The 16,941-nt window shown below is 64.5% G+C and carries 21 protein-coding genes; 10 read left to right on the top strand and 11 right to left on the bottom strand.

Going from position 1 to position 16,941, the window contains the following annotated elements:
• Positions 1-165: 165 nt before the first annotated feature.
• Entirely contained in the window at positions 166-1,302 is a 1,137-nt protein-coding gene (locus tag CDQ91_RS12570) for a penicillin-binding protein activator (protein ID WP_088473178.1), read from the bottom strand.
• Positions 1,303-1,363: 61 nt separating this feature from the next.
• Here CDQ91_RS12570 and rsmI point away from each other — a divergent pair, with 61 nt between their 5' ends.
• From rsmI to CDQ91_RS12550, 4 genes are read left to right on the top strand one after another with little or no spacing between them, the layout of a single operon-like run.
• Positions 1,364-2,224 (top strand): 16S rRNA (cytidine(1402)-2'-O)-methyltransferase, encoded by an 861-nt coding sequence (gene rsmI, locus CDQ91_RS12565; RefSeq protein WP_088473075.1) that lies wholly within the window; start codon positions 1,364-1,366, stop codon positions 2,222-2,224.
• Positions 2,221-2,571, top strand: a complete 351-nt coding sequence (locus CDQ91_RS12560) for a YraN family protein (protein WP_088473074.1) — start codon at positions 2,221-2,223, stop codon at positions 2,569-2,571. The genes rsmI and CDQ91_RS12560 overlap by 4 nt, the downstream gene beginning before the upstream one ends.
• Before the next feature lie 19 nt (positions 2,572-2,590).
• Positions 2,591-3,541 (top strand): glutathione synthase, encoded by a 951-nt coding sequence (gene gshB, locus CDQ91_RS12555; RefSeq protein ID WP_088473073.1) that lies wholly within the window; start codon positions 2,591-2,593, stop codon positions 3,539-3,541.
• A 19-nt stretch (positions 3,542-3,560) separates the two neighbouring features.
• Complete coding sequence (locus CDQ91_RS12550; protein WP_088473072.1) at positions 3,561-4,172, top strand: DedA family protein; 612 nt, start codon at positions 3,561-3,563, stop codon at positions 4,170-4,172.
• Positions 4,173-4,287: 115 nt separating this feature from the next.
• Here the strand turns inward: CDQ91_RS12550 and CDQ91_RS12545 are convergent, their stop codons facing one another.
• Positions 4,288-5,178: a tyrosine recombinase XerC gene (locus CDQ91_RS12545; protein WP_088473071.1), complete on the bottom strand. Its 891-nt coding sequence runs from the start codon at positions 5,176-5,178 to the stop codon at positions 4,288-4,290.
• 112 nt (positions 5,179-5,290) lie between these two features.
• Positions 5,291-6,436: a radical SAM family heme chaperone HemW gene (gene hemW / locus CDQ91_RS12540; RefSeq protein ID WP_088473070.1), complete on the bottom strand. Its 1,146-nt coding sequence runs from the start codon at positions 6,434-6,436 to the stop codon at positions 5,291-5,293.
• 91 nt (positions 6,437-6,527) lie between these two features.
• Here hemW and CDQ91_RS12535 point away from each other — a divergent pair, with 91 nt between their 5' ends.
• Complete coding sequence (locus tag CDQ91_RS12535) at positions 6,528-6,878, top strand: hypothetical protein (protein ID WP_144036767.1); 351 nt, start codon at positions 6,528-6,530, stop codon at positions 6,876-6,878.
• Here CDQ91_RS12535 and rdgB read toward each other — a convergent pair.
• The 4 genes from rdgB to CDQ91_RS12515 form a co-directional block, all read right to left on the bottom strand.
• The gene (rdgB, locus tag CDQ91_RS12530) at positions 6,875-7,501 is read right to left on the bottom strand and encodes an RdgB/HAM1 family non-canonical purine NTP pyrophosphatase (protein WP_088473068.1); all 627 of its coding nucleotides are present in this window, start codon (positions 7,499-7,501) and stop codon (positions 6,875-6,877) included. The genes CDQ91_RS12535 and rdgB overlap by 4 nt on opposite strands.
• On the bottom strand, positions 7,473-7,865 hold the full coding sequence (locus tag CDQ91_RS12525; protein WP_237245962.1) for an endonuclease domain-containing protein: 393 nt from the start codon (positions 7,863-7,865) through the stop codon (positions 7,473-7,475). Before CDQ91_RS12525 ends, rdgB begins: the two co-directional genes overlap by 29 nt.
• Positions 7,866-7,971: 106 nt before the next feature.
• Entirely contained in the window at positions 7,972-8,688 is a 717-nt protein-coding gene (rph, locus tag CDQ91_RS12520; protein ID WP_088473067.1) for a ribonuclease PH, read from the bottom strand.
• 48 nt (positions 8,689-8,736) lie between these two features.
• A complete protein-coding gene (locus CDQ91_RS12515) occupies positions 8,737-9,537 on the bottom strand; it encodes a dienelactone hydrolase family protein (RefSeq protein ID WP_088473066.1) in 801 nt (266 codons plus the stop codon).
• 262 nt (positions 9,538-9,799) lie between these two features.
• Here CDQ91_RS12515 and hrcA point away from each other — a divergent pair, with 262 nt between their 5' ends.
• Both hrcA and grpE read left to right on the top strand, forming a co-directional pair.
• On the top strand, positions 9,800-10,843 hold the full coding sequence (gene hrcA / locus CDQ91_RS12510; RefSeq protein WP_088473065.1) for a heat-inducible transcriptional repressor HrcA: 1,044 nt from the start codon (positions 9,800-9,802) through the stop codon (positions 10,841-10,843).
• A gap of 4 nt (positions 10,844-10,847) precedes the next feature.
• Positions 10,848-11,393 carry a nucleotide exchange factor GrpE gene (grpE, locus tag CDQ91_RS12505; protein ID WP_088473064.1) on the top strand — a complete coding sequence of 182 codons (546 nt, stop codon included), beginning with the start codon at positions 10,848-10,850 and terminating at the stop codon, positions 11,391-11,393.
• 207 nt (positions 11,394-11,600) lie between these two features.
• Here grpE and def read toward each other — a convergent pair whose 3' ends face one another.
• The gene (def, locus tag CDQ91_RS12500) at positions 11,601-12,134 is read right to left on the bottom strand and encodes a peptide deformylase (protein WP_088473063.1); all 534 of its coding nucleotides are present in this window, start codon (positions 12,132-12,134) and stop codon (positions 11,601-11,603) included.
• 31 nt (positions 12,135-12,165) lie between these two features.
• A complete protein-coding gene (gene recR, locus CDQ91_RS12495; protein ID WP_088473062.1) occupies positions 12,166-12,762 on the bottom strand; it encodes a recombination mediator RecR in 597 nt (198 codons plus the stop codon).
• Here recR and CDQ91_RS21950 point away from each other — a divergent pair.
• The 3 genes from CDQ91_RS21950 to truA all read left to right on the top strand — a co-directional run bounded on the left by CDQ91_RS21950 (position 12,727) and on the right by truA (position 15,037).
• Positions 12,727-13,200: a GIY-YIG nuclease family protein gene (locus CDQ91_RS21950; protein WP_336579903.1), complete on the top strand. Its 474-nt coding sequence runs from the start codon at positions 12,727-12,729 to the stop codon at positions 13,198-13,200. The two genes, recR and CDQ91_RS21950, sit on opposite strands and share 36 nt — an antisense overlap.
• 132 nt (positions 13,201-13,332) lie before the next feature.
• Positions 13,333-14,253, top strand: a complete 921-nt coding sequence (gene fmt, locus CDQ91_RS12485) for a methionyl-tRNA formyltransferase (RefSeq protein ID WP_088473177.1) — start codon at positions 13,333-13,335, stop codon at positions 14,251-14,253.
• A 43-nt stretch (positions 14,254-14,296) separates the two neighbouring features.
• Positions 14,297-15,037, top strand: a complete 741-nt coding sequence (gene truA, locus CDQ91_RS12480) for a tRNA pseudouridine(38-40) synthase TruA (RefSeq protein WP_088473060.1) — start codon at positions 14,297-14,299, stop codon at positions 15,035-15,037.
• 16 nt (positions 15,038-15,053) lie between these two features.
• Here the strand turns inward: truA and CDQ91_RS12475 are convergent, their stop codons facing one another.
• The gene (locus CDQ91_RS12475) at positions 15,054-16,049 is read right to left on the bottom strand and encodes an IS30 family transposase (protein ID WP_088472435.1); all 996 of its coding nucleotides are present in this window, start codon (positions 16,047-16,049) and stop codon (positions 15,054-15,056) included.
• Positions 16,050-16,218: 169 nt separating this feature from the next.
• A complete protein-coding gene (locus CDQ91_RS12470) occupies positions 16,219-16,749 on the bottom strand; it encodes a CarD family transcriptional regulator (protein WP_088473059.1) in 531 nt (176 codons plus the stop codon).
• Positions 16,750-16,941: the final 192 nt, after the last annotated feature.

Raw genomic sequence — 16,941 nt, 5'->3', positions numbered from 1 at the left:
CGTATAGCTGTATCTCCTGAATGTTGACGATAGGCGCGCGGGATTCGCGCAGTCGCGCACGCAATGCCCATATAGTGAACGCTGGCGCGCCGTAAAGGCCAGCTGTCGTTTATTGGTACCGCTTTTCGCCCGACTGTGGCGACTATGCCACGCCCGGAGCCCCGACTACCATTTGGTCGGGGCCGGATCGACGACGCGGAAGCCCCCGGCGCCGATCTCGCTGACCTCCAGCGCGCGGACCGCGATGCCGCGATCGTTGAAACGGAAAATGCCGTCGATCCCGCCAAAACCGTCGGCGGCGAGCAGCCGGTTCGCGGGGAAATTGGTGCCCGGCTTCCAGTCGCGCGCGATGCGGACGGTCAGCAGCACCGAATCATAGCCCAGACTCGCAAGGCGATAAGGCGCCTTGCCGAAACGTGTGCGATATTTGCCCGCAAGCTGGCCATAGAGCCCGTCGGACACGCTCGCGAACCACGAACCGCGCATCACCGGGTTGGTGCCGAGCGTGGAATCGGTGTTCCACAGCTCGGTTCCCAGGATTTGCCGCGGCCCCGCGCTCTTGATCACCGGCACCGCGCGGATCGTATTGCCGCCCGAATCGGCGACCAGCACAGCGTCCATCGCGCCCGCATTGGCGAGCCGCCGCGCGGCGCCGGTCAGCGCGGTGGCGCTGCGATCATAGCTTTCGACCGCAACCAATGTGCCGCCGGCATTGGCGACCGCGGTGCGGAACGCCGCTGCCGAACGGTCGCCATAGACATTTTTGGGGACGAGCGCGCCGAAGCGCACATGCCCCTTGCCGCGCGAGAAGGCGACGACGCGCTCGACCGACTGGCCGGGGACAAAGCCCATGATGAAGACGCCATTGCCCGCAACGCTGCTGTCGTTGGAGAAACTGATCACGGGCACTTTCGCGGCGCGTGCGACCGGAGCGACCGCAGCAACATCTTCGCTGAGCAACGGGCCGAGGATCAGCTTGTTGCCATCGGCAACCGCCTGACGCGCCGCAGCGGCAGCGCCGAGCGCCGTGTCATAGGTGGTGATGCGGACGCGCTCGGTGCGCGAATCGAGCAGGGCCAGCGTCGTCGCATTGGCAATCGCGGTGCCGACGTCGGCATTGGCGCCCGTTTGCGGGACGAGCAGCGCGACGCGGTGACGATCGGTGTCGGTGGGAAGGCCCGGTCCGACGCTTTCATCCGGGCGTTCGGGCGGCGCGACCGTGGCGGGGCCACCGCTTTTCGGCACAACCTGACACGCCGCGAGCAGCCCCGCCATCGCCACGACGCCGAGTCCGCGCAGCATTTGCCGGCGCGGCGACGCATAGTCTTGGCGCTTGGCGGCAGTTTCTGCCATTTTCGGCGTTATGCCAGATTCGACCATCTCAAATTCTCCCTTGCCCGGACTCTATATCGTGGCGACGCCTATCGGCAACCTCGGCGACATCAGCGCGCGTGCCGCCGCGACATTGGCCCAGGCCAACGTGATCGCGGCCGAGGATACGCGCGTTACAGCCAAGCTGTTGTCGCATCTGGGTTTGCGTGTGCCGATGACCCCCTATCATGATCATAGCGACGAACGCACGCGCGCCGCGCTGGTTGCGCGGATGGCCGACGAAATTGTCGTGTTGGTGTCCGACGCCGGAACCCCGCTGATTTCGGACCCCGGATACAAGCTGGTGCGCGACGCACGCGCGGCGGGACGCCATGTGACCACCCTGCCCGGGCCATGCGCGGCGGTCGCCGCGATCACGCTGTCGGGCCTGCCGAGCGACCGTTTTCTGTTCGCGGGCTTCCTGCCGTCGAAGGCGAAGGCGCGCGCCGATACGCTCGCCGAATTTGCCGGGCTGCGCGCGACTCTGGTCTTTTACGAAAGCGGACCGCGGCTGTCAGGATCACTCGCGGCGATGGCCGAAGGGCTCGGCGACCGCGAAGCGGCGGTGGCGCGCGAAATCAGCAAGATGTTCGAGCAATGCGTCACCGGTACGTTGAGCGAGCTTTCGGCGCGCTATGCCGATGCGCCGCCGAAGGGCGAGATCGTAGTCGTCGTCGGCCCGCCGGTCGAAGCTGTGGCCGAGGAAGCCGATGATGCGACGCTCGACGCCGCGCTGCGCGATGCAATGGCCGACAAGCCGGTGGCGCAGGCGGCAAAGGCCGTCGCCAAACGCTTCGGGCTCGACCGGCACGAGATTTACGCCCGCGCCCTAACCCTCAAGGACAAGGTTTGAAGCGCGCCGAGGCCGAAGCCCGCGGGCGCCGCGCCGAACGCCGCGCGGCGTGGTGGTTGCGGCTCCACGGCTGGCGGATTTTGGGCGAGCGGCTGCGGGTGGCTGCGGGCGAAGTCGATCTGGTGGCGCGGCGCGGCCGCATCGTCGCCTTTATCGAGGTCAAATGGCGCGAGCGGCCCGAAGATCTCGACCTCGCCGTCGACCAATATCGCCTGCGCCGCGTCGCGGCGGCGGCCGAAATGCTCAGACATCGCTTCGCTCGGCCGCGCGACGATATACGGATCGACGTGATGCTGCTTGCGCCGGGGCGCCTGCCACGCCATCTGGTCCACGTCTGGCAGCCCTGACTGCCCCAAGGAGAAGAGCATGACCCTGCGCGCCGCCGTGCAAATGGACCCGATGGATGGCATCAACATTGCGGGCGACAGCAGCTTTGCCCTGATGCTCAGCGCGCAGGAGCGCGGTTACGAGGTCTATCATTATGATGTGCGCGGGCTGACGTGGGAGGCCGGACGGCTGACGACGAAGGCGCACCGCGTTCTCTACGTGAAGCGCGAGGCGGGAAACCATTACAGGTTCGGCGAAGCGGTCACGATCGACCTCGGCCGCGACATCGATGTCGTACTGATGCGGCAGGACCCGCCCTTCGATCTGGGCTATCTCACCGGCACCTGGCTGCTCGAGCGGCTCGCAGGCGAGACGCTGGTCGTTAACGACCCCGTCTCGGTCCGCAACGCCCCCGAAAAAGTCTTCGTCCTCGACTTCCCCGAATTTATGCCGCCGACGATGGTCACGCGCGACCTCGACGCGGTGAAGGATTTTCAGGCGCGCTATGGCGCGGTGGTGATCAAGCCGCTCCACGGCAATGGCGGCAAGGCGGTGTTCCGCATCGACGCCGACGGCGCCAACCTCGGCGCACTGGTCGAAATGTTCGGGCAGGTCTGGCCCGAACCCTTCATGGTCCAGCAATTCCTGCCGAGCGTTGCCCAGGGCGACAAGCGCATCGTGCTCGTCGACGGCGAAGTCGCAGGCGCGATCAACCGCAAGCCCGGCGAAGGCGAATTCCGATCGAACCTCGCGGTCGGCGGCTATGCCGAGGCCGCCGAACTGACCCCGCGCGAGCAGGAAATCTGCGATGTTCTGGGGCCGCAGCTTCGGGAGCGCGGGCTGATCTTCGTCGGCATCGACGTGATCGGCGGCGAATGGCTGACCGAAATCAACGTCACCTCGCCCACCGGGATCGTCGCGATCGACCGCTTCAACAACAGCGACACCGCGGGCATGATCTGGGACGCCATCGCGCGGCGCCTCGCCTGAACAGGATGATTCCCCCTACATGACCGAATTCATTCTCAATCTGATCCATAGCTGGGGCTACCTCGGCATCGCGATTCTGATGTTCCTCGAAAATGTGTTCCCGCCGATTCCGTCGGAGGTCATCATGAGCCTCGGCGGCGTGATGGTCGCGCAGGGGCGCTTTGATTACTGGACGCTGGTCGCGGTCGCGGTCGCGGGAACCACGCTCGGAAACTGGGTGTGGTATTGGGTCGGCCGCTGGTTCGGCTATGCGCGGCTCAAACCGCTGATCGACCGCTATGGCCGCTGGCTGACGCTCGACTGGGACGAGGTCGAGAAATTGCACGACTGGTTCCTCCGGTTCGGGTCGGGGATCGTCTTCGTCTTCCGCTTCGTTCCCATCGCGCGGACGATGGTGTCGCTGCCCGCGGGGATGGTGGGCATGTCGCAGGTCAAATTCCTGATCTGGACCGCTGCGGGGTCGACGATCTGGATCAGCGCGATCGCGGGCGCGGGCAACTGGTTCGGCAAGCAGTTCGCCGAAGTCGACCGCTTCATCGGCCCGCTGGCGGTGGTCGCGATCGGGTCGATCGTGCTGCTGTATGTGTACCGCGTCGTGACGTGGAAGCCGAAGGCTACCAGCGAAAAATAGAACGCCCTTTCCCCGTTCGTGCTGAGCTTGTCGAAGCACCGCCCTTCCCTTCGGCGCCGCATGAAAAAGAACAGCCCTTCGACAAGCTCAGGGCCAACGGGGTGAATTGCAGCGACTAAGCGCGCGGGTGGGCATTCCGATAAATGTCGAGCAGATGCGCGGCATCGACCGCGGTATAAACCTGCGTCGAAGCAAGGCTCGCGTGGCCGAGCAGTTCCTGCAAGGACCGCAGATCGGCCCCGCCCGCCAGCAGATGCGTTGCGAAACTATGGCGCAGCGCGTGCGGCGTCGTGCGTTCGGCAAGCCCCAGCGCGCGGCGCGCCGAGCGCACATTGGCGCGCACAACCCCGGGCGCAAGCGGCCCGCCGCGCGCGCCGAGGAACAGCATATCCTCCTTGCCGATCGGCCACGGGCAGGACGCGACATAGCGTGATACAGCGTCCGCCACAGCGGGCAGGATCGGGACGATCCGCGTCTTGTCCCGCTTGCCGGTGACGCGCAGCGTCTCGCCGAGCGGCAGCGCGGCGCCGGTCAGCGACAGCGCCTCGCCGATGCGCAACCCGGCGCCATAGAGCAGCAGCAACAGCGCGAAATCGCGCGCACCGGTCCACCCCTGCCGGGCATTGTCCTCGACGTCCTGCGCCAGCGCGAGCGCCTCGGCGGGCGAGACGGGGCGCGGTAGTCCCTTTTTGACGCGCGGACCGCGCAGTTGCGGCACGCTCGCCCCCGACCCGCCGACGAAGCGCAAGAAACCACGCAGCGCGCTGAGTTCCCGCGCCGCCGAAGCGTTGCCCAGCCCCTCGGCGCGGCGGGTGGCGAGATAGGCGCGCAGATCGTTCGGGGTGAGTTTGGTGAGCATCGCACTATCGGCTTCGCCGCCGCGATGTTCGGACAGGAAGGTGCTGAACCGCTCGGCGGTCGCGATATAGGCGCGGCGCGTGTGTTCGGACCGGCGCTTTTCATGCGCCAGATGAGCGTCCCAGTCGCGGATGATGTCTTGCGCCAACCTTTAATCCGTTCGGGCTGAGCTTGTCGAAGCCCCGCTCTTTCCTCCAGCCCGGCGAAAGAAAGAACAGCCCTTCGACAAGCTCGGGGCGAACGGGCTTTGGAACAGGATGCTAGCTTGTTCGCACCACCTCGGAAAGGATCGAGTCGAGCAGGAGGATGCCGTCGTCAGTGACCATCAGCCGATCGCCAGCCTGCCGCATCAGCCCCTGCCCTACCAACCGCGCCACCGCATCGCCATCGACGAACGCATAGCGCGCCAACCCGCTCCGCATCTCGATCCGAGCCAGGTCGACGCCCTCGGTCAGCCGCAGCCCCATCAGCATCGCCTCGGTCGCGCGCTCATTCGCGGGCAGGTCGGCTTCGACCTTCAGGCCGTGGCCGTTTCGCTCGACGGCTGTGATGAAATTCTCGGGCTTCTTGTGCCGCTCGGTCGCCTGTCCAAGCCGCCGCCCATGCGCGCCCGGCCCGACCCCTGCATAATCGGCGTAGCGCCAGTAAGCGAGATTGTGGCGGCTTTCCTGACCGACACGCGCGTGGTTCGAGACCTCATAGCGCGGTAGACCCGCGGCGCGCGTCATCGCGTCGGTCGCCTCGAACAGGTCGGCGGCGGTGTCGCCGTCGGGGATGGTAAGATCGCCCTTCGCCGCGAGCGTCGCAAAGCGCGTTCCGGGTTCGATGGTGAGCTGATAGAGCGAAAGATGGTCGGTCCCGAAGGCGAGCGCGCTCGTCAGTTCGCTCTCCCACGCCGTCAGCGACTGGCCCGGTCGCGCATAGATGAGGTCGAAGCTGACCCGCGCGAAATGATCCTGCGCGGTCGCGATCGCACGGCGCGCCTCATCCTCGCTGTGGGCGCGTCCCAGAAATTCAAGCACTTGCGCGTCGAAGCTCTGAACCCCGATCGACACGCGGTTGACCCCAGCGGCGGCAAGGTCGGCGAAATTGGCAACCTCGACCGAATTGGGGTTCGCCTCCAGCGTGATCTCGACATCATCGGTCAGCCCCCATGCGGCCTCCGCCGCCGCGATCACCGCCGCGACGGTCGCGGGCGGCATCAGGCTGGGGGTGCCACCGCCGAAAAAGATTGACCCGACGCGGCGCCCCGGCAGCAGAGCCGCCTCGTGACGCAAGTCGGTCAGCAGTGCATCGCGCCACACCGCCTGATCGACGCTCTCGCGGACATGGCTGTTAAAGTCGCAATAAGGGCATTTCGACACGCAAAACGGCCAATGGACATACAGGGCAAGGGGTTCGGCCATTGGGGGCGATATAGTCATTTGACGGGAAATGTCAGCTTGCACCGACAATCTATCTGACCCATGCCATGCCATGCCCTCAAAGAGATGGATCATGATAGCCGTGGCCTTGATCACGGCAACTGCGGCCGCATACTGGTTTATGCGTCCAAACCGACCTGATTCCGCTATGGCCTGGGAAATCCTGCATCACTGCCTCGACGGCCCGGACGAGCGCTGTTTGATCGAGGATGACACGAAAGTGGACGACTTGAGAGCGCTAAAATTCAAGCTGGTCGGAACCCACGATTCAACCGCAATGGCCGTCGCCGCTTATGAATTCCGGTCAGAAGATCGACGCTATTGTGCCTATGTAGAATTAGGAAAACGGGGAATGGATTGGCACCGCACCGCCCAATTCTATCAATGCATCAACAGCTCCGTTGTCCATTTGGGATTGGGCTAGAACACCCCCGCCACCAGCTTCGCAAACGCATCGGCCCGGTGGCTGGTTGCATGCTTCTCTTCGGGCGAGATTTCAGCATAAGTCAGCGAGTTACCGATCGGAACGAATACCGGATCATAACCGAAGCCCAATATCCCGCGCGGCGGCCAGGTCAGACTGCCCTCTGCCCGGCCCTCGAAAACCTCGGCATGGCCGTCGGGCCAGGCGAGCGCGAGGGTGCAGACGAAACAGGCGCTGCGATCGGCGTCCGGTCCCTGTTCGGCGAGCAGGCCTTCGACCTTCCCCATCGCCATATACCAGTCGCGACCGGGTTCGCCCTCATACGGCTGACGCTCGGCCCAGTCGGCGGTGTAAACCCCCGGGCGTCCGCCGAGCGCTGCAACCTCGAGCCCGCTGTCATCGGCGAGCGCGGGCAAGCCCGAAGCCGAGGCGCTGGCATGCGCCTTGAGCAACGCATTGTCGCGGAAGGTCGTCCCCGTCTCCTCGGGCTCGGGAAGCCCGAGGTCGCCCGCCGACACCGGCTCGATCCCATAGGGCGCAAGCAGCGCGCGAATCTCGCGCACCTTGCCAGCGTTGTGGCTGGCGATGACGAGTTTACCGGGGGAGAGTTCGCGGTGGGTCATAAAGCCCTCTCCCCTTGGGAGAGGGTTGGGTGAGGGGTTCTGCCGTCAGCGATAGCAGCCATACGTCCGCGCAGATCCTCCAACACGCCCTCCAGATTGTCCATGATGCATTGTTCCAGTAACGGATGACGTGATAGCCTGCGGCTTGCAAGCGTACCGTACGATCGGTGTCGGCGGGGTTGTCCGCATGCTGCCCGCCATCGGCCTGGACAATGATCCGCATGCCTTCGCACAGGAAATCGGCGATGAACTCTCCGACCGGTGATTGCCGCCGGAATTTGAGGCCAAGAAATTGACGGGAGCGCAGCGCGCTCCACAGTCGCTTCTCGGCCTCGGTGTCATTGCGCCGCAGCTTGCGGGCCATAGACGTAGACGGTTTGTGCACCTTCTCCGTCACATCCCCTCACCTGCTGCGACTAGCCAGCAAGCTGGCAAGTCTCGCTTCCTCTCCCGCCGGGAGAGGAGGTTTATCAGCGCCCCGTCGCCTTGTCCTGCGCCGCGAAAATCTCGGTGCAGCCGATGCGCGCGAGGCGGAGCAGGCGGAGCAGACCTTCTTCGTCATAGGTCGCGCCCTCGGCGCTCGCCTGGACTTCGACGATCTGGCCCTTGCCGGTCAGCACGAAATTGCCGTCGGCTTCGGCGACCGAATCCTCGTCATAGTCGAGGTCGAGAACCGGCGTGCCCTTGTAGATGCCGCACGAAATCGCGCCGACCTTGTCGACGATCGGATCTTCGCTGATCGTCTTGGCTGCAAGCAGTTTGTCGACCGCAAGGCGCAGCGCGACCCACGCGCCCGAAATCGACGCGGTGCGCGTGCCACCATCGGCCTGAATGACGTCGCAATCGATGATGATCTGACGCTCGCCGAGCTTTTTCATATCGACGACGGCGCGCAAAGACCGCCCGATAAGCCGCTGAATTTCCTGCGTGCGTCCCGACTGCTTGCCCTTCGCTGCTTCGCGGCTGCCGCGCGTATGCGTCGCGCGGGGAAGCATGCCATATTCGGCCGTTACCCAGCCCGCACCCTTGCCGCGCAGGAAGGGCGGAACCTTCTCGTCGACGCTGGCGGTCACCAGCACCTTCGTATTGCCAAAGCTGACGAGCACGCTGCCCTCGGCATGGATGGTGAAGGCGGGTTCGATCGCGATGGAGCGCATCTGGTCGGGCGCACGGCCGGAGGGACGCATGGAAATTCCTTTCAATGGATGATTGGCGCCGCGCTTAGGCGCTCGGCGTCAATCGCTCAACCGCATATGGAAAAATTCGAGGATTTCGTCGCGCGCCTCGACCGTCGGCTGGCCCACTTCGTCGATCAGATGGATGGTGACGACGCTGTGCGGGTTTTTCATCGGGCTGTCGGGGTTCGCCGCAGCGTCGGGCAGCACGCGGCCGATGAAGCGGTCGCCGAGCGCATCCTCATAGGCGGCAAAGCGCGCCGCCTTGCAATATGTGTCGCCCTCGAACCGGTATGCGAGGACGGTCAGATCCTCGGCCTCCATCCGCGCCTTGACCGCCGCCAGTTCGTCGGGGGCGATGTGCATGCCCGCCGGGTTATTCAGCGGCAACGACGGCTGCGCGAGCACGGGCGCGAGCACCGAGGGTTCGAGCATCATCGACAGCGCAAAATTGCCGGTGAAGCACATGCCGATCGCGCCGACGCCCCTGCCGCCGCATTCCTTATGCGCCTGCGCCGCGAGGGCGCGGAGCCACCGCGTCGCGGGCGAGCTTTCGTTCGATTGGAAGGCGCGAAACTGGCGGCTGATGCAACCGCCTATCATCGTGAAGACCGCACCGGGCATCCGCGGCACCGCGCCATCCTTGCCGAAAATATGCGGCATATAGACGGTGAAACCCGCGTCACGCACCCAGCGGGCGAAGCGCGCGACATGCGGGCTGATCCCCGGCATTTCGGTCATCACGATGACGGCGGGACCGCTGCCCATCGTGTAAACGCGCTGCTTGCGGCCGAGCAGGATGATATCGCGATGCTCGAAATCGTCGAGCGGGTCGTCCTGGGTTAACGGTCGTGTGGTCATATATTTCCCCCCCGGGACGGAAGGTTAGCGTTGGTTTTGCAAGCTAGCGAGTCCGAATCCCCTCTCCCGTCGGGAGAGGGTTGCGCAGCCTTGGCGGCTTGCCGCCTAGGCGAAGCTGGGTGAGGGGCGGTTCCGTTCCGATAACGCACAGACCCTCACCCGCTGCGACTAGCGAACAAGTTCGCAAGTCTCGCTGCCCTCTCCCGGCGGGAGAGGGGCGACTATGCTTGCCCCCGCCCCTCGCCATCCCTAAATCCCCTTTATGACCACGCTGCCGATCACCGAACTCACCACGCGCGCCCGCGACGTGTTCCGGATGGTCGTCGACGCCTATCTGGAAACCGGCCAGCCGGTCGGATCGCGCACGCTGTCGAAACTCACCGCGCTCAACCTCTCCCCCGCGTCGATCCGCAACGTGATGCAGGATCTCGAGGAGTTCGGCCTGCTCGCCAGCCCGCACACCAGCGCGGGGCGGCTGCCGACCGAACAGGGGTTGCGCCTCTTCGTCGACGGGATGATGCAGGTCGCCGAGCCATCGGCCGAAGACCGCGCGCAGATCGAGGCGAGCCTGTCCGACGCCGGCCCGATCGAAAGCGCGCTCGCGCAGGCGACTTCGGCGCTGTCGGGCCTCTCGGCGTGTGCGGGACTCGTCCTCGTCCCCAAGCATGAGCGGATACTGAAACAAATCGCCTTCGTGCCCTTGTCGGCGAGCCAGTCGCTCGTCGTCCTCGTCGCGGGCGATGGCGCGGTCGAAAATCGCGTCATCGACCTTCCGGCGGGACTCAACCCCTCGGCGCTCGTCGAGGCGGGCAATTATATCACCGCGATGCTCGCAGGCCTGACGCTGACCGAGGCGATGGCGCGGGTACGGCGCGAGATTGAGGCCGAACGGATCGCGATCGACCGCGCGGCGCAGGATCTGGTATCGCGCGGGCTCGCCATCTGGTCGTCCGACGGCGCCGACCGCCCGGTGCTGATCGTGCGCGGCCAGGCGAATCTGCTCGACGACAGTGCGGTCGGCGACCTCGACCGCGTGCGGCAATTGCTCGACGAGCTCGAAACCAAACAGGATATCGCCCATCTGCTCGACAGCGCCCGCGAAGGCAGCGCGACCCGCATTTTCATCGGGTCGGAGAATAAGCTCTTCTCGCTGTCGGGATCGTCGGTTATCGCCGCACCCTATCATGGCAGCGACGGTCGCGTGGTCGGCGTCGTCGGGGTGATCGGCCCGACGCGCTTGAACTATGCGCGGATCGTACCCATGGTAGATTTCACCGCACAATCGCTCTCCAGACTGATACGATAGGTTTATGACAAATACAGAGAATGACACGCCGGTCGAAGACGGCGCGAACCCCGAAGTTGAAACCGCAGCGCCCGCCGAAGGCGCGAATAACGAGGTGGCCAAGCTGACCGAACAGCTCGCGACCGCGCAGCAGGACATCCTCTATGCGCGCGCCGAGACGCAGAACGTGCGTCGCCGCGCCGAGAAGGAAGTCGCCGACGCGCACGCCTATGCCGCGACCAAATTCGCGCGCGACATCCTGTCGGTCGCCGACAATCTCGGCCGCGCGCTCGCGTCGCTGAGCGACGAACAGCGCGCCGACGAGGCGATCAAGCCGCTCGTCACCGGCCTCGAAGCCACCGAGCGCGAGTTGATGAGCGTGTTCGAACGCCACGGCATCACCCGCATCGCCGCAATCGGCCTGCCGCTCGACCCGAACCAGCATCAGGCGATGCTCGAAATCCCCAGCGACAAGGACGCCGGCACGATCGTGCAGGAAATGCAGGCCGGCTATATGATGAAAGACCGCCTGCTGCGCCCCGCGATGGTCGCGGTCGCCAAGGCGGGGTAATCAGCCCCCGGCCGCACAAACTGTTCCCCGGCGAAAGCCGGGGTCCAGCGTGCAAAAACGAACGTCAGATTAGAGCCTGAGAATCGTCATTGCGAGGAGCGAAGCGACGCGGCAATCTCCAGTCGTCGGCCTTACGCAAGACTGATGGCTGGAGATTGCTTCGCTTCGCTCGCAATGACGAAGATAATCAGCCTAGAATTATGACGCTCAAGCCGCCTTGCGCATCTTCATGAGTTTCTTCAGCACCATGTCGCGCTTCAACCGCGACAGATGGTCGATGAAGAGAATGCCTTCCAGATGGTCATGCTCGTGCTGGATGCACGTCGCCATCAGGCCGGTCATGCGTTCCTGATGATGCTTGCCGTCGGCGTCCTGCCAATCGACCGTCACCTCGGCGGGACGCGTCACATCGGCGTACTGCTCGGGGACCGACAGGCAGCCTTCCTGATAGACGCTGTGCTCTTCGCTCTCGTCGGAAAAGACGGGGTTGATGAAGACGCGCGGCTCGCGGATCACCTTCTTGCCCTCTTCATCCTCGGGATCGGCTTCTTGCAGATCGATCACCAGGATGCGCTTCGGCACCCCGACCTGAATCGCGGCCAGCCCGATACCGGGGGCGTCGTACATCGTCTCGAACATGTCGGCGATCAACGCCTTCAGCTCGGCGTCGAAGGTCTCGACGGGCTTGGAAATGACGCGGAGCCGGGGATCCGGGGTCTCTATGATTGGGAGTAAGGCCATGGTGCGCAGGTATGAACTCAAAGGCTCCGCGTCAACCCACCGGACGCCGCGCCCGCAATGCCTGCGCCAGCGTCCCCTCATCGAGATAATCCAGCTCACCGCCCACCGGCAAACCATGCGCCAGCTGGGTCAGCCGTATCGGATACCCCTCGAGCCGCTCGGCAAGATAATGAGCGGTCGTCTGTCCCTCAAGCGTCGCGTTCATCGCCAGCACGACCTCGTCGATCCCGCCTTCCGCGACGCGCGCGACCAGCGCGTCGATGGCAAGGTCCTGCGGACGGATGCCCTCGAGCGCCGAGAGCCGTCCGCCGAGGACATGATATTTGCCGGGAAAGAGCCGCGACTTGTCGAGCGCCCACAGGTCGGAGACTTCCTCGACGACGCACAGCGACCGCGCATCGCGGCGCGGGTCGGCGCAGATCGCGCACGGATCATGCGTGTCGACATTGCCGCAAATGGTGCAGGTGACGAGCCGTTCGGACACCATCTGCAATGCCGCGAGCAGCGGCGCAAAGGCGCTTTCGCGCTTCTTCATCAGATGCAGCACCGCCCGCCGCGCCGAACGCGGGCCGAGCCCGGGAAGCCGGGCGAGTTGCTGGACGAGCGCTTCGATTTCGGTGGAGGCCATGAGGTGGTGTTTGGCTTGCCCGCTGGCGTCGCGCAAGGCCGTTGGCTGGAGATCGCTTCCCCCGGCCTTCACCGGGGTCGTAATGACGTTCCCAAATTCGTCATTGCGAGGAGCGCAGCGACGAAGCAATCTCCAGCGATGCGGGAAGAGCGGCAGCCAGCGGTTTATATGATGTCCAATCGCAAGGATGGCGTGCTGTACGTCGGCGTGACGTCGGACCTGATCGCACGGGCGTGGCAGCACAGGCAGAAACAGCATGGATTTTCAGCGCGCTATCGGTGCGACAAACTGGTGTGGTTCGAACTGCACGGTGACATGCATTCGGCGATCACGCGCGAAAAACAGATCAAGGCCGGATCGCGGGCGAAGAAGGTGGCGTTGATCGAGGTGGAAAATCCCGAATGGCGTGACCTGTATCCTGAACTGACCGGCGGATAGGCCGATGGCTGGAGATTGCTTCGCTTCGCTCGCAATGACGGTTTGAGCTTGTCGTTGCGAGGAGCGTAGCGACGCGGCAATCTCCAACCATCAACCTTGCACAACCCCGCATCCTCCGCCAATGCGCGCATCATGCGTATCGCCTTCATGGGAACGCCGCCCTTTGCGGTGCCGACGCTCGCCGCGCTCCACGCGGCGGGGCACGAAATTGTGGCTGTCTATACCCAGCCCCCCCGCCCCGCGCAGCGCGGCAAGAAATTGCAGCAATCCGCAGTGCATGTCTGGGCAGAGGAACATGGCCTTCCGGTCCGCACGCCGAAGAGCCTGAAGGGCGCCGACGAACAGGCCGAATTCGCGGCACTGGACCTCGATATCGCGGTGGTGGCGGCCTATGGCCTGATCCTGCCGCCCGCGATCCTCGACGCCCCGCGCGAGGGGTGCCTCAACGTCCATGGCTCGATCCTGCCACGCTGGCGCGGCGCGGCGCCGGTGCAGCGCGCGATCCTCGCGGGCGATGCCGAGACCGGGGTGACGATCATGCAGATGGATGTCGGGCTCGATACCGGTGCGATGCGGCTGATCGGGCGGACGCCGGTCGATGGCAAGACCGCGGGCGAACTGACCGACGAACTCGCGGCGATGGGCGCCGGGTTGATGGTGAAGGTGCTGAGCGACCTCCATGCCTTTGCGCCCGACGCCCAGCCGGACGACGGCGTGACCTATGCCGCCAAGATCGACAAGAGCGAGGCGCGGCTCGATTTCCTGACCGGCGCGGTGCAGGTTGAGCGGCAAATTCGCGCCTTCAACCCGATGCCGGGCGCCTTTTTCGAACTCGAAGGCGAGCGCTACAAGATACTGGCGGCCGAAGTCGTCCATCCGTCCGAAACCGTCACTGGCGCTACGCCCGGCGTGACGCTCGACGATACGCTGACCATCGCCTGCAACCCCGGCGCGATCCGCGCGACGCGGGTGCAACGCGCGGGCAAGCCCGCGATGGATGCCGGCGAATTGCTGCGCGGACGCGCAATCGCCAAGGGCACGCGGCTGGCCTGAATCCCCCTCTCCCAAAGGAGAGGGTTTCTGCTACAGGCCCGACATGACCCGTTTCGCCCTCACCATAGAATTTGACGGCCGCCCCTATATGGGCTGGCAGCGGCAGGCGCACGGCCCCAGCGTCCAGCAGGCGATCGAGGAAGCCATCCACCGCTTCACCGCCGAGACGGTGCCGGTGCTCGGCGCCGGGCGCACCGACGCCGGGGTCCATGCCATCGCGATGCGCGCGCATGTCGATATCGAAAAGTCGCTGACGCCGTTCAAGCTGACCGAGGCGCTGAATGCCCAGCTTCGCCCCGCACCGATCGCCATCGTCGCGGCCGAGATCGTCCCTGACGACTGGCACGCACGCTTCGCCTGCATCGGTCGCAGCTACGAATATCGCATCGTCAACCGCCGCGCGCCGCTGACATGGGACAAGGGGCTGTCGTGGCAAGTCGCGCGGCCACTCGACGCCGACGCGATGCACGCTGCAGCGCAGCAGCTGATTGGCCTCCATGATTTCACCACCTTCCGCTCGGCGCATTGCCAGTCGCAAAGCCCGGTGAAGACCCTAGATAAGCTCACCGTCAGCCGCCACGGCGAGGAAATCATCATCGAGGCCGCGGCGCGCAGCTTCCTGCACCATCAGGTGCGCTCGATGGTCGGATGCCTCGCGATGGTCGGTTACGGCAAATGGTCGGCGCGCGATCTGAAGGCGGCGCTGGAGGCGGCGGATCGCAACGCGCTGGGGCTGAACGCGCCGCCCGACGGACTGTATTTTGTGGCAGCGAAATATCCCTAGCAATCACCACCCTTCGTCACCCCGGACTTGATCCGGGTGTGGATTCACATTTGAAGTGCAACGTGCGGAAGGTTTCGGCTGGGGTTTTGAAGCCGAGGCATTTTCTGGGTGTGTTGTTGTAGTTTGCGATGATGGCGTCGATGGCTTTGGCTGACAAGTCGTCGAGGTTGGTTTTTCGGGGCAGGTTGCGGCGCAGCCTGCCGATGGCGTTTTCGACACCGCCTTTCTGCCATGGAGCGTGCGGATCGCAGAAGTAGGCGTTGAGGCCGAGCTGCTGTTCGATGCGGTGATGGCGGGTAAATTCGGTGCCATTGTCGAAGGTGATCGAGCGTCGCAGCGCGGCTGGCAGGGGTCTCAGCATCCCGACGAGCGCGTCGGCGACGGGATCGGCCTTGAGGCTGGCCTGACGCAGGGCGATGGCGATCCGCGAGTGGCGTTCATGGGCGATCAGGATCGCCTGTCCCGAAGTGGAGAAGAGCATGGCATCGGCCTCCCAATGGCCTGCCTGCTTGCGGGTGGCGATGCTGTCGGGGCGGTCGTGGACCGAGAGACGGTCGGTATAGCGCGGCCAGCCGCCCTTGGTGCGCCAGCCGCGCTTGTACTTGGCGCGCGGGAGGTAGAAGCGCCAGCGCCGGTCGTTGGTGCGTTTGAGCTGGGCATAGACGAAGCGGTAGATGGTCTCATGGCTGATGACCTGATGGCCTTGTTCATGGGCCAGACGCCCCGCCACCTGCTCAGGCGACCAGCCCTGCGCGAGCCGGTCGAGCACTTGTTCACGCAAGGCATCGTCACGCTCGAGCCGCGTCCCGGTCCAGCGCCGAGCATCGGCCTGCGCCTGCGCATAGGCAGGCTGGTAACCGACCTTGGCTCCACAGTTGCGCTTCAACTCGCGCGCGATGGTCGACGGCTGGCGATCCAGAGCTGTAGCGATCTGCCGGATCGATTGCCCGTCTTCATAAAGACGGGCAATCGAACAGCGCTCCTCAATCGATAACTGACGGTATCTCGACATGGCAACACCTGTGTGAGGTGTTGCACTTCGTTTGTGAACTCAGGGGGATCCACGACTTCAACGCCGCGATGGATGCCGGATCAAGTCCGGCATGACGAAAGAAAATGGCGGACAACGAAAAAGGGCGGCCCTTTCGGACCGCCCTTTTGACTATCGCTATCGCCTCAGCTCAGAGAGCTTTTTCGGCATAATACAACGGCGCATGCTCGTTGAGGATCTGAAGGATCTTCGCCTGCGCGGTCTTTTCGTCGCTTTCTTCCATCGCACCCAGTTCGCGCGCGAGGCGGCTCGAGGCGGCTTCGAAGATCTGGCGCTCCGAATAGCTCTGCTCGGGCTGGTCGTCGGCGCGGAACAGGTCGCGGGTCACTTCGGCGATCGACACGAGGTCGCCCGAGTTGATCTTCGCTTCATATTCCTGCGCGCGGCGCGACCACATGGTGCGCTTGACCTTCGGCTTGGTGGTCAGGACCTGAAGCGCTTCCTTCAGCGTCTTGTCCGACGACAGTTTGCGCATCCCGACGCCTTCGGCCTTGTTCGTCGGCACGCGAAGCGTCATTTTTTCCTTTTCGAAGCGCAGGACATAAAGTTCCAGCTGCATACCGGCGATTTCGGACTTCTGCAGCTCGATGACGCGCCCCACGCCATGCTTGGGATAAACGACATAATCACCGACTTCGAACAAAAGCGTGCTAGCGGACATTCAGCTTCCTTTCTGTGCCTTGACCTCGGTTGGAAAGTGCGACAACAACATGGCCTCCCACCCTCTTGCCGAGGGCGATGAACCGTTGTGCGGCGCTAGCCAGTCAGCGTGGCAAGGGATATGGCTCCATCGGAAACGCCGAATATGCCCCAGCCCGGAGACGGGAAGAGGCAGAATGTCGGCGTGTTGATA

This window comes from Sphingopyxis witflariensis, assembly GCF_002205635.1.
In the GTDB taxonomy this organism is placed as follows: Bacteria; Pseudomonadota; Alphaproteobacteria; order Sphingomonadales; family Sphingomonadaceae; genus Sphingopyxis; species Sphingopyxis witflariensis.
This window is presented reverse-complemented; position numbering and strand designations above follow the sequence as displayed.

Excerpts from the sequence above, each read along its gene's own strand:
- CDQ91_RS12570 (WP_088473178.1), bottom strand. The coding sequence starts at position 1,302 with ATGCTGCGCGGACTCGGCGTCGTGGCGATGGCGGGGCTGCTCGCGGCG.
- rsmI (WP_088473075.1), top strand. The coding sequence starts at position 1,364 with ATGCCAGATTCGACCATCTCAAATTCTCCCTTGCCCGGACTCTATATC.
- gshB (WP_088473073.1), top strand. The coding sequence starts at position 2,591 with ATGACCCTGCGCGCCGCCGTGCAAATGGACCCGATGGATGGCATCAAC.
- CDQ91_RS12550 (WP_088473072.1), top strand. The coding sequence starts at position 3,561 with ATGACCGAATTCATTCTCAATCTGATCCATAGCTGGGGCTACCTCGGC.
- hemW (WP_088473070.1), bottom strand. The coding sequence starts at position 6,436 with ATGGCCGAACCCCTTGCCCTGTATGTCCATTGGCCGTTTTGCGTGTCG.
- CDQ91_RS12535 (WP_144036767.1), top strand. The coding sequence starts at position 6,528 with ATGATAGCCGTGGCCTTGATCACGGCAACTGCGGCCGCATACTGGTTT.
- rdgB (WP_088473068.1), bottom strand. The coding sequence starts at position 7,501 with ATGACCCACCGCGAACTCTCCCCCGGTAAACTCGTCATCGCCAGCCAC.
- CDQ91_RS12525 (WP_237245962.1), bottom strand. The coding sequence starts at position 7,865 with ATGGCCCGCAAGCTGCGGCGCAATGACACCGAGGCCGAGAAGCGACTG.
- rph (WP_088473067.1), bottom strand. The coding sequence starts at position 8,688 with ATGCGTCCCTCCGGCCGTGCGCCCGACCAGATGCGCTCCATCGCGATC.
- CDQ91_RS12515 (WP_088473066.1), bottom strand. The coding sequence starts at position 9,537 with ATGACCACACGACCGTTAACCCAGGACGACCCGCTCGACGATTTCGAG.
- hrcA (WP_088473065.1), top strand. The coding sequence starts at position 9,800 with ATGACCACGCTGCCGATCACCGAACTCACCACGCGCGCCCGCGACGTG.
- grpE (WP_088473064.1), top strand. The coding sequence starts at position 10,848 with ATGACAAATACAGAGAATGACACGCCGGTCGAAGACGGCGCGAACCCC.
- def (WP_088473063.1), bottom strand. The coding sequence starts at position 12,134 with ATGGCCTTACTCCCAATCATAGAGACCCCGGATCCCCGGCTCCGCGTC.
- recR (WP_088473062.1), bottom strand. The coding sequence starts at position 12,762 with ATGGCCTCCACCGAAATCGAAGCGCTCGTCCAGCAACTCGCCCGGCTT.
- fmt (WP_088473177.1), top strand. The coding sequence starts at position 13,333 with ATGCGTATCGCCTTCATGGGAACGCCGCCCTTTGCGGTGCCGACGCTC.
- truA (WP_088473060.1), top strand. The coding sequence starts at position 14,297 with ATGACCCGTTTCGCCCTCACCATAGAATTTGACGGCCGCCCCTATATG.
- CDQ91_RS12475 (WP_088472435.1), bottom strand. The coding sequence starts at position 16,049 with ATGTCGAGATACCGTCAGTTATCGATTGAGGAGCGCTGTTCGATTGCC.
- CDQ91_RS12470 (WP_088473059.1), bottom strand. The coding sequence starts at position 16,749 with ATGTCCGCTAGCACGCTTTTGTTCGAAGTCGGTGATTATGTCGTTTAT.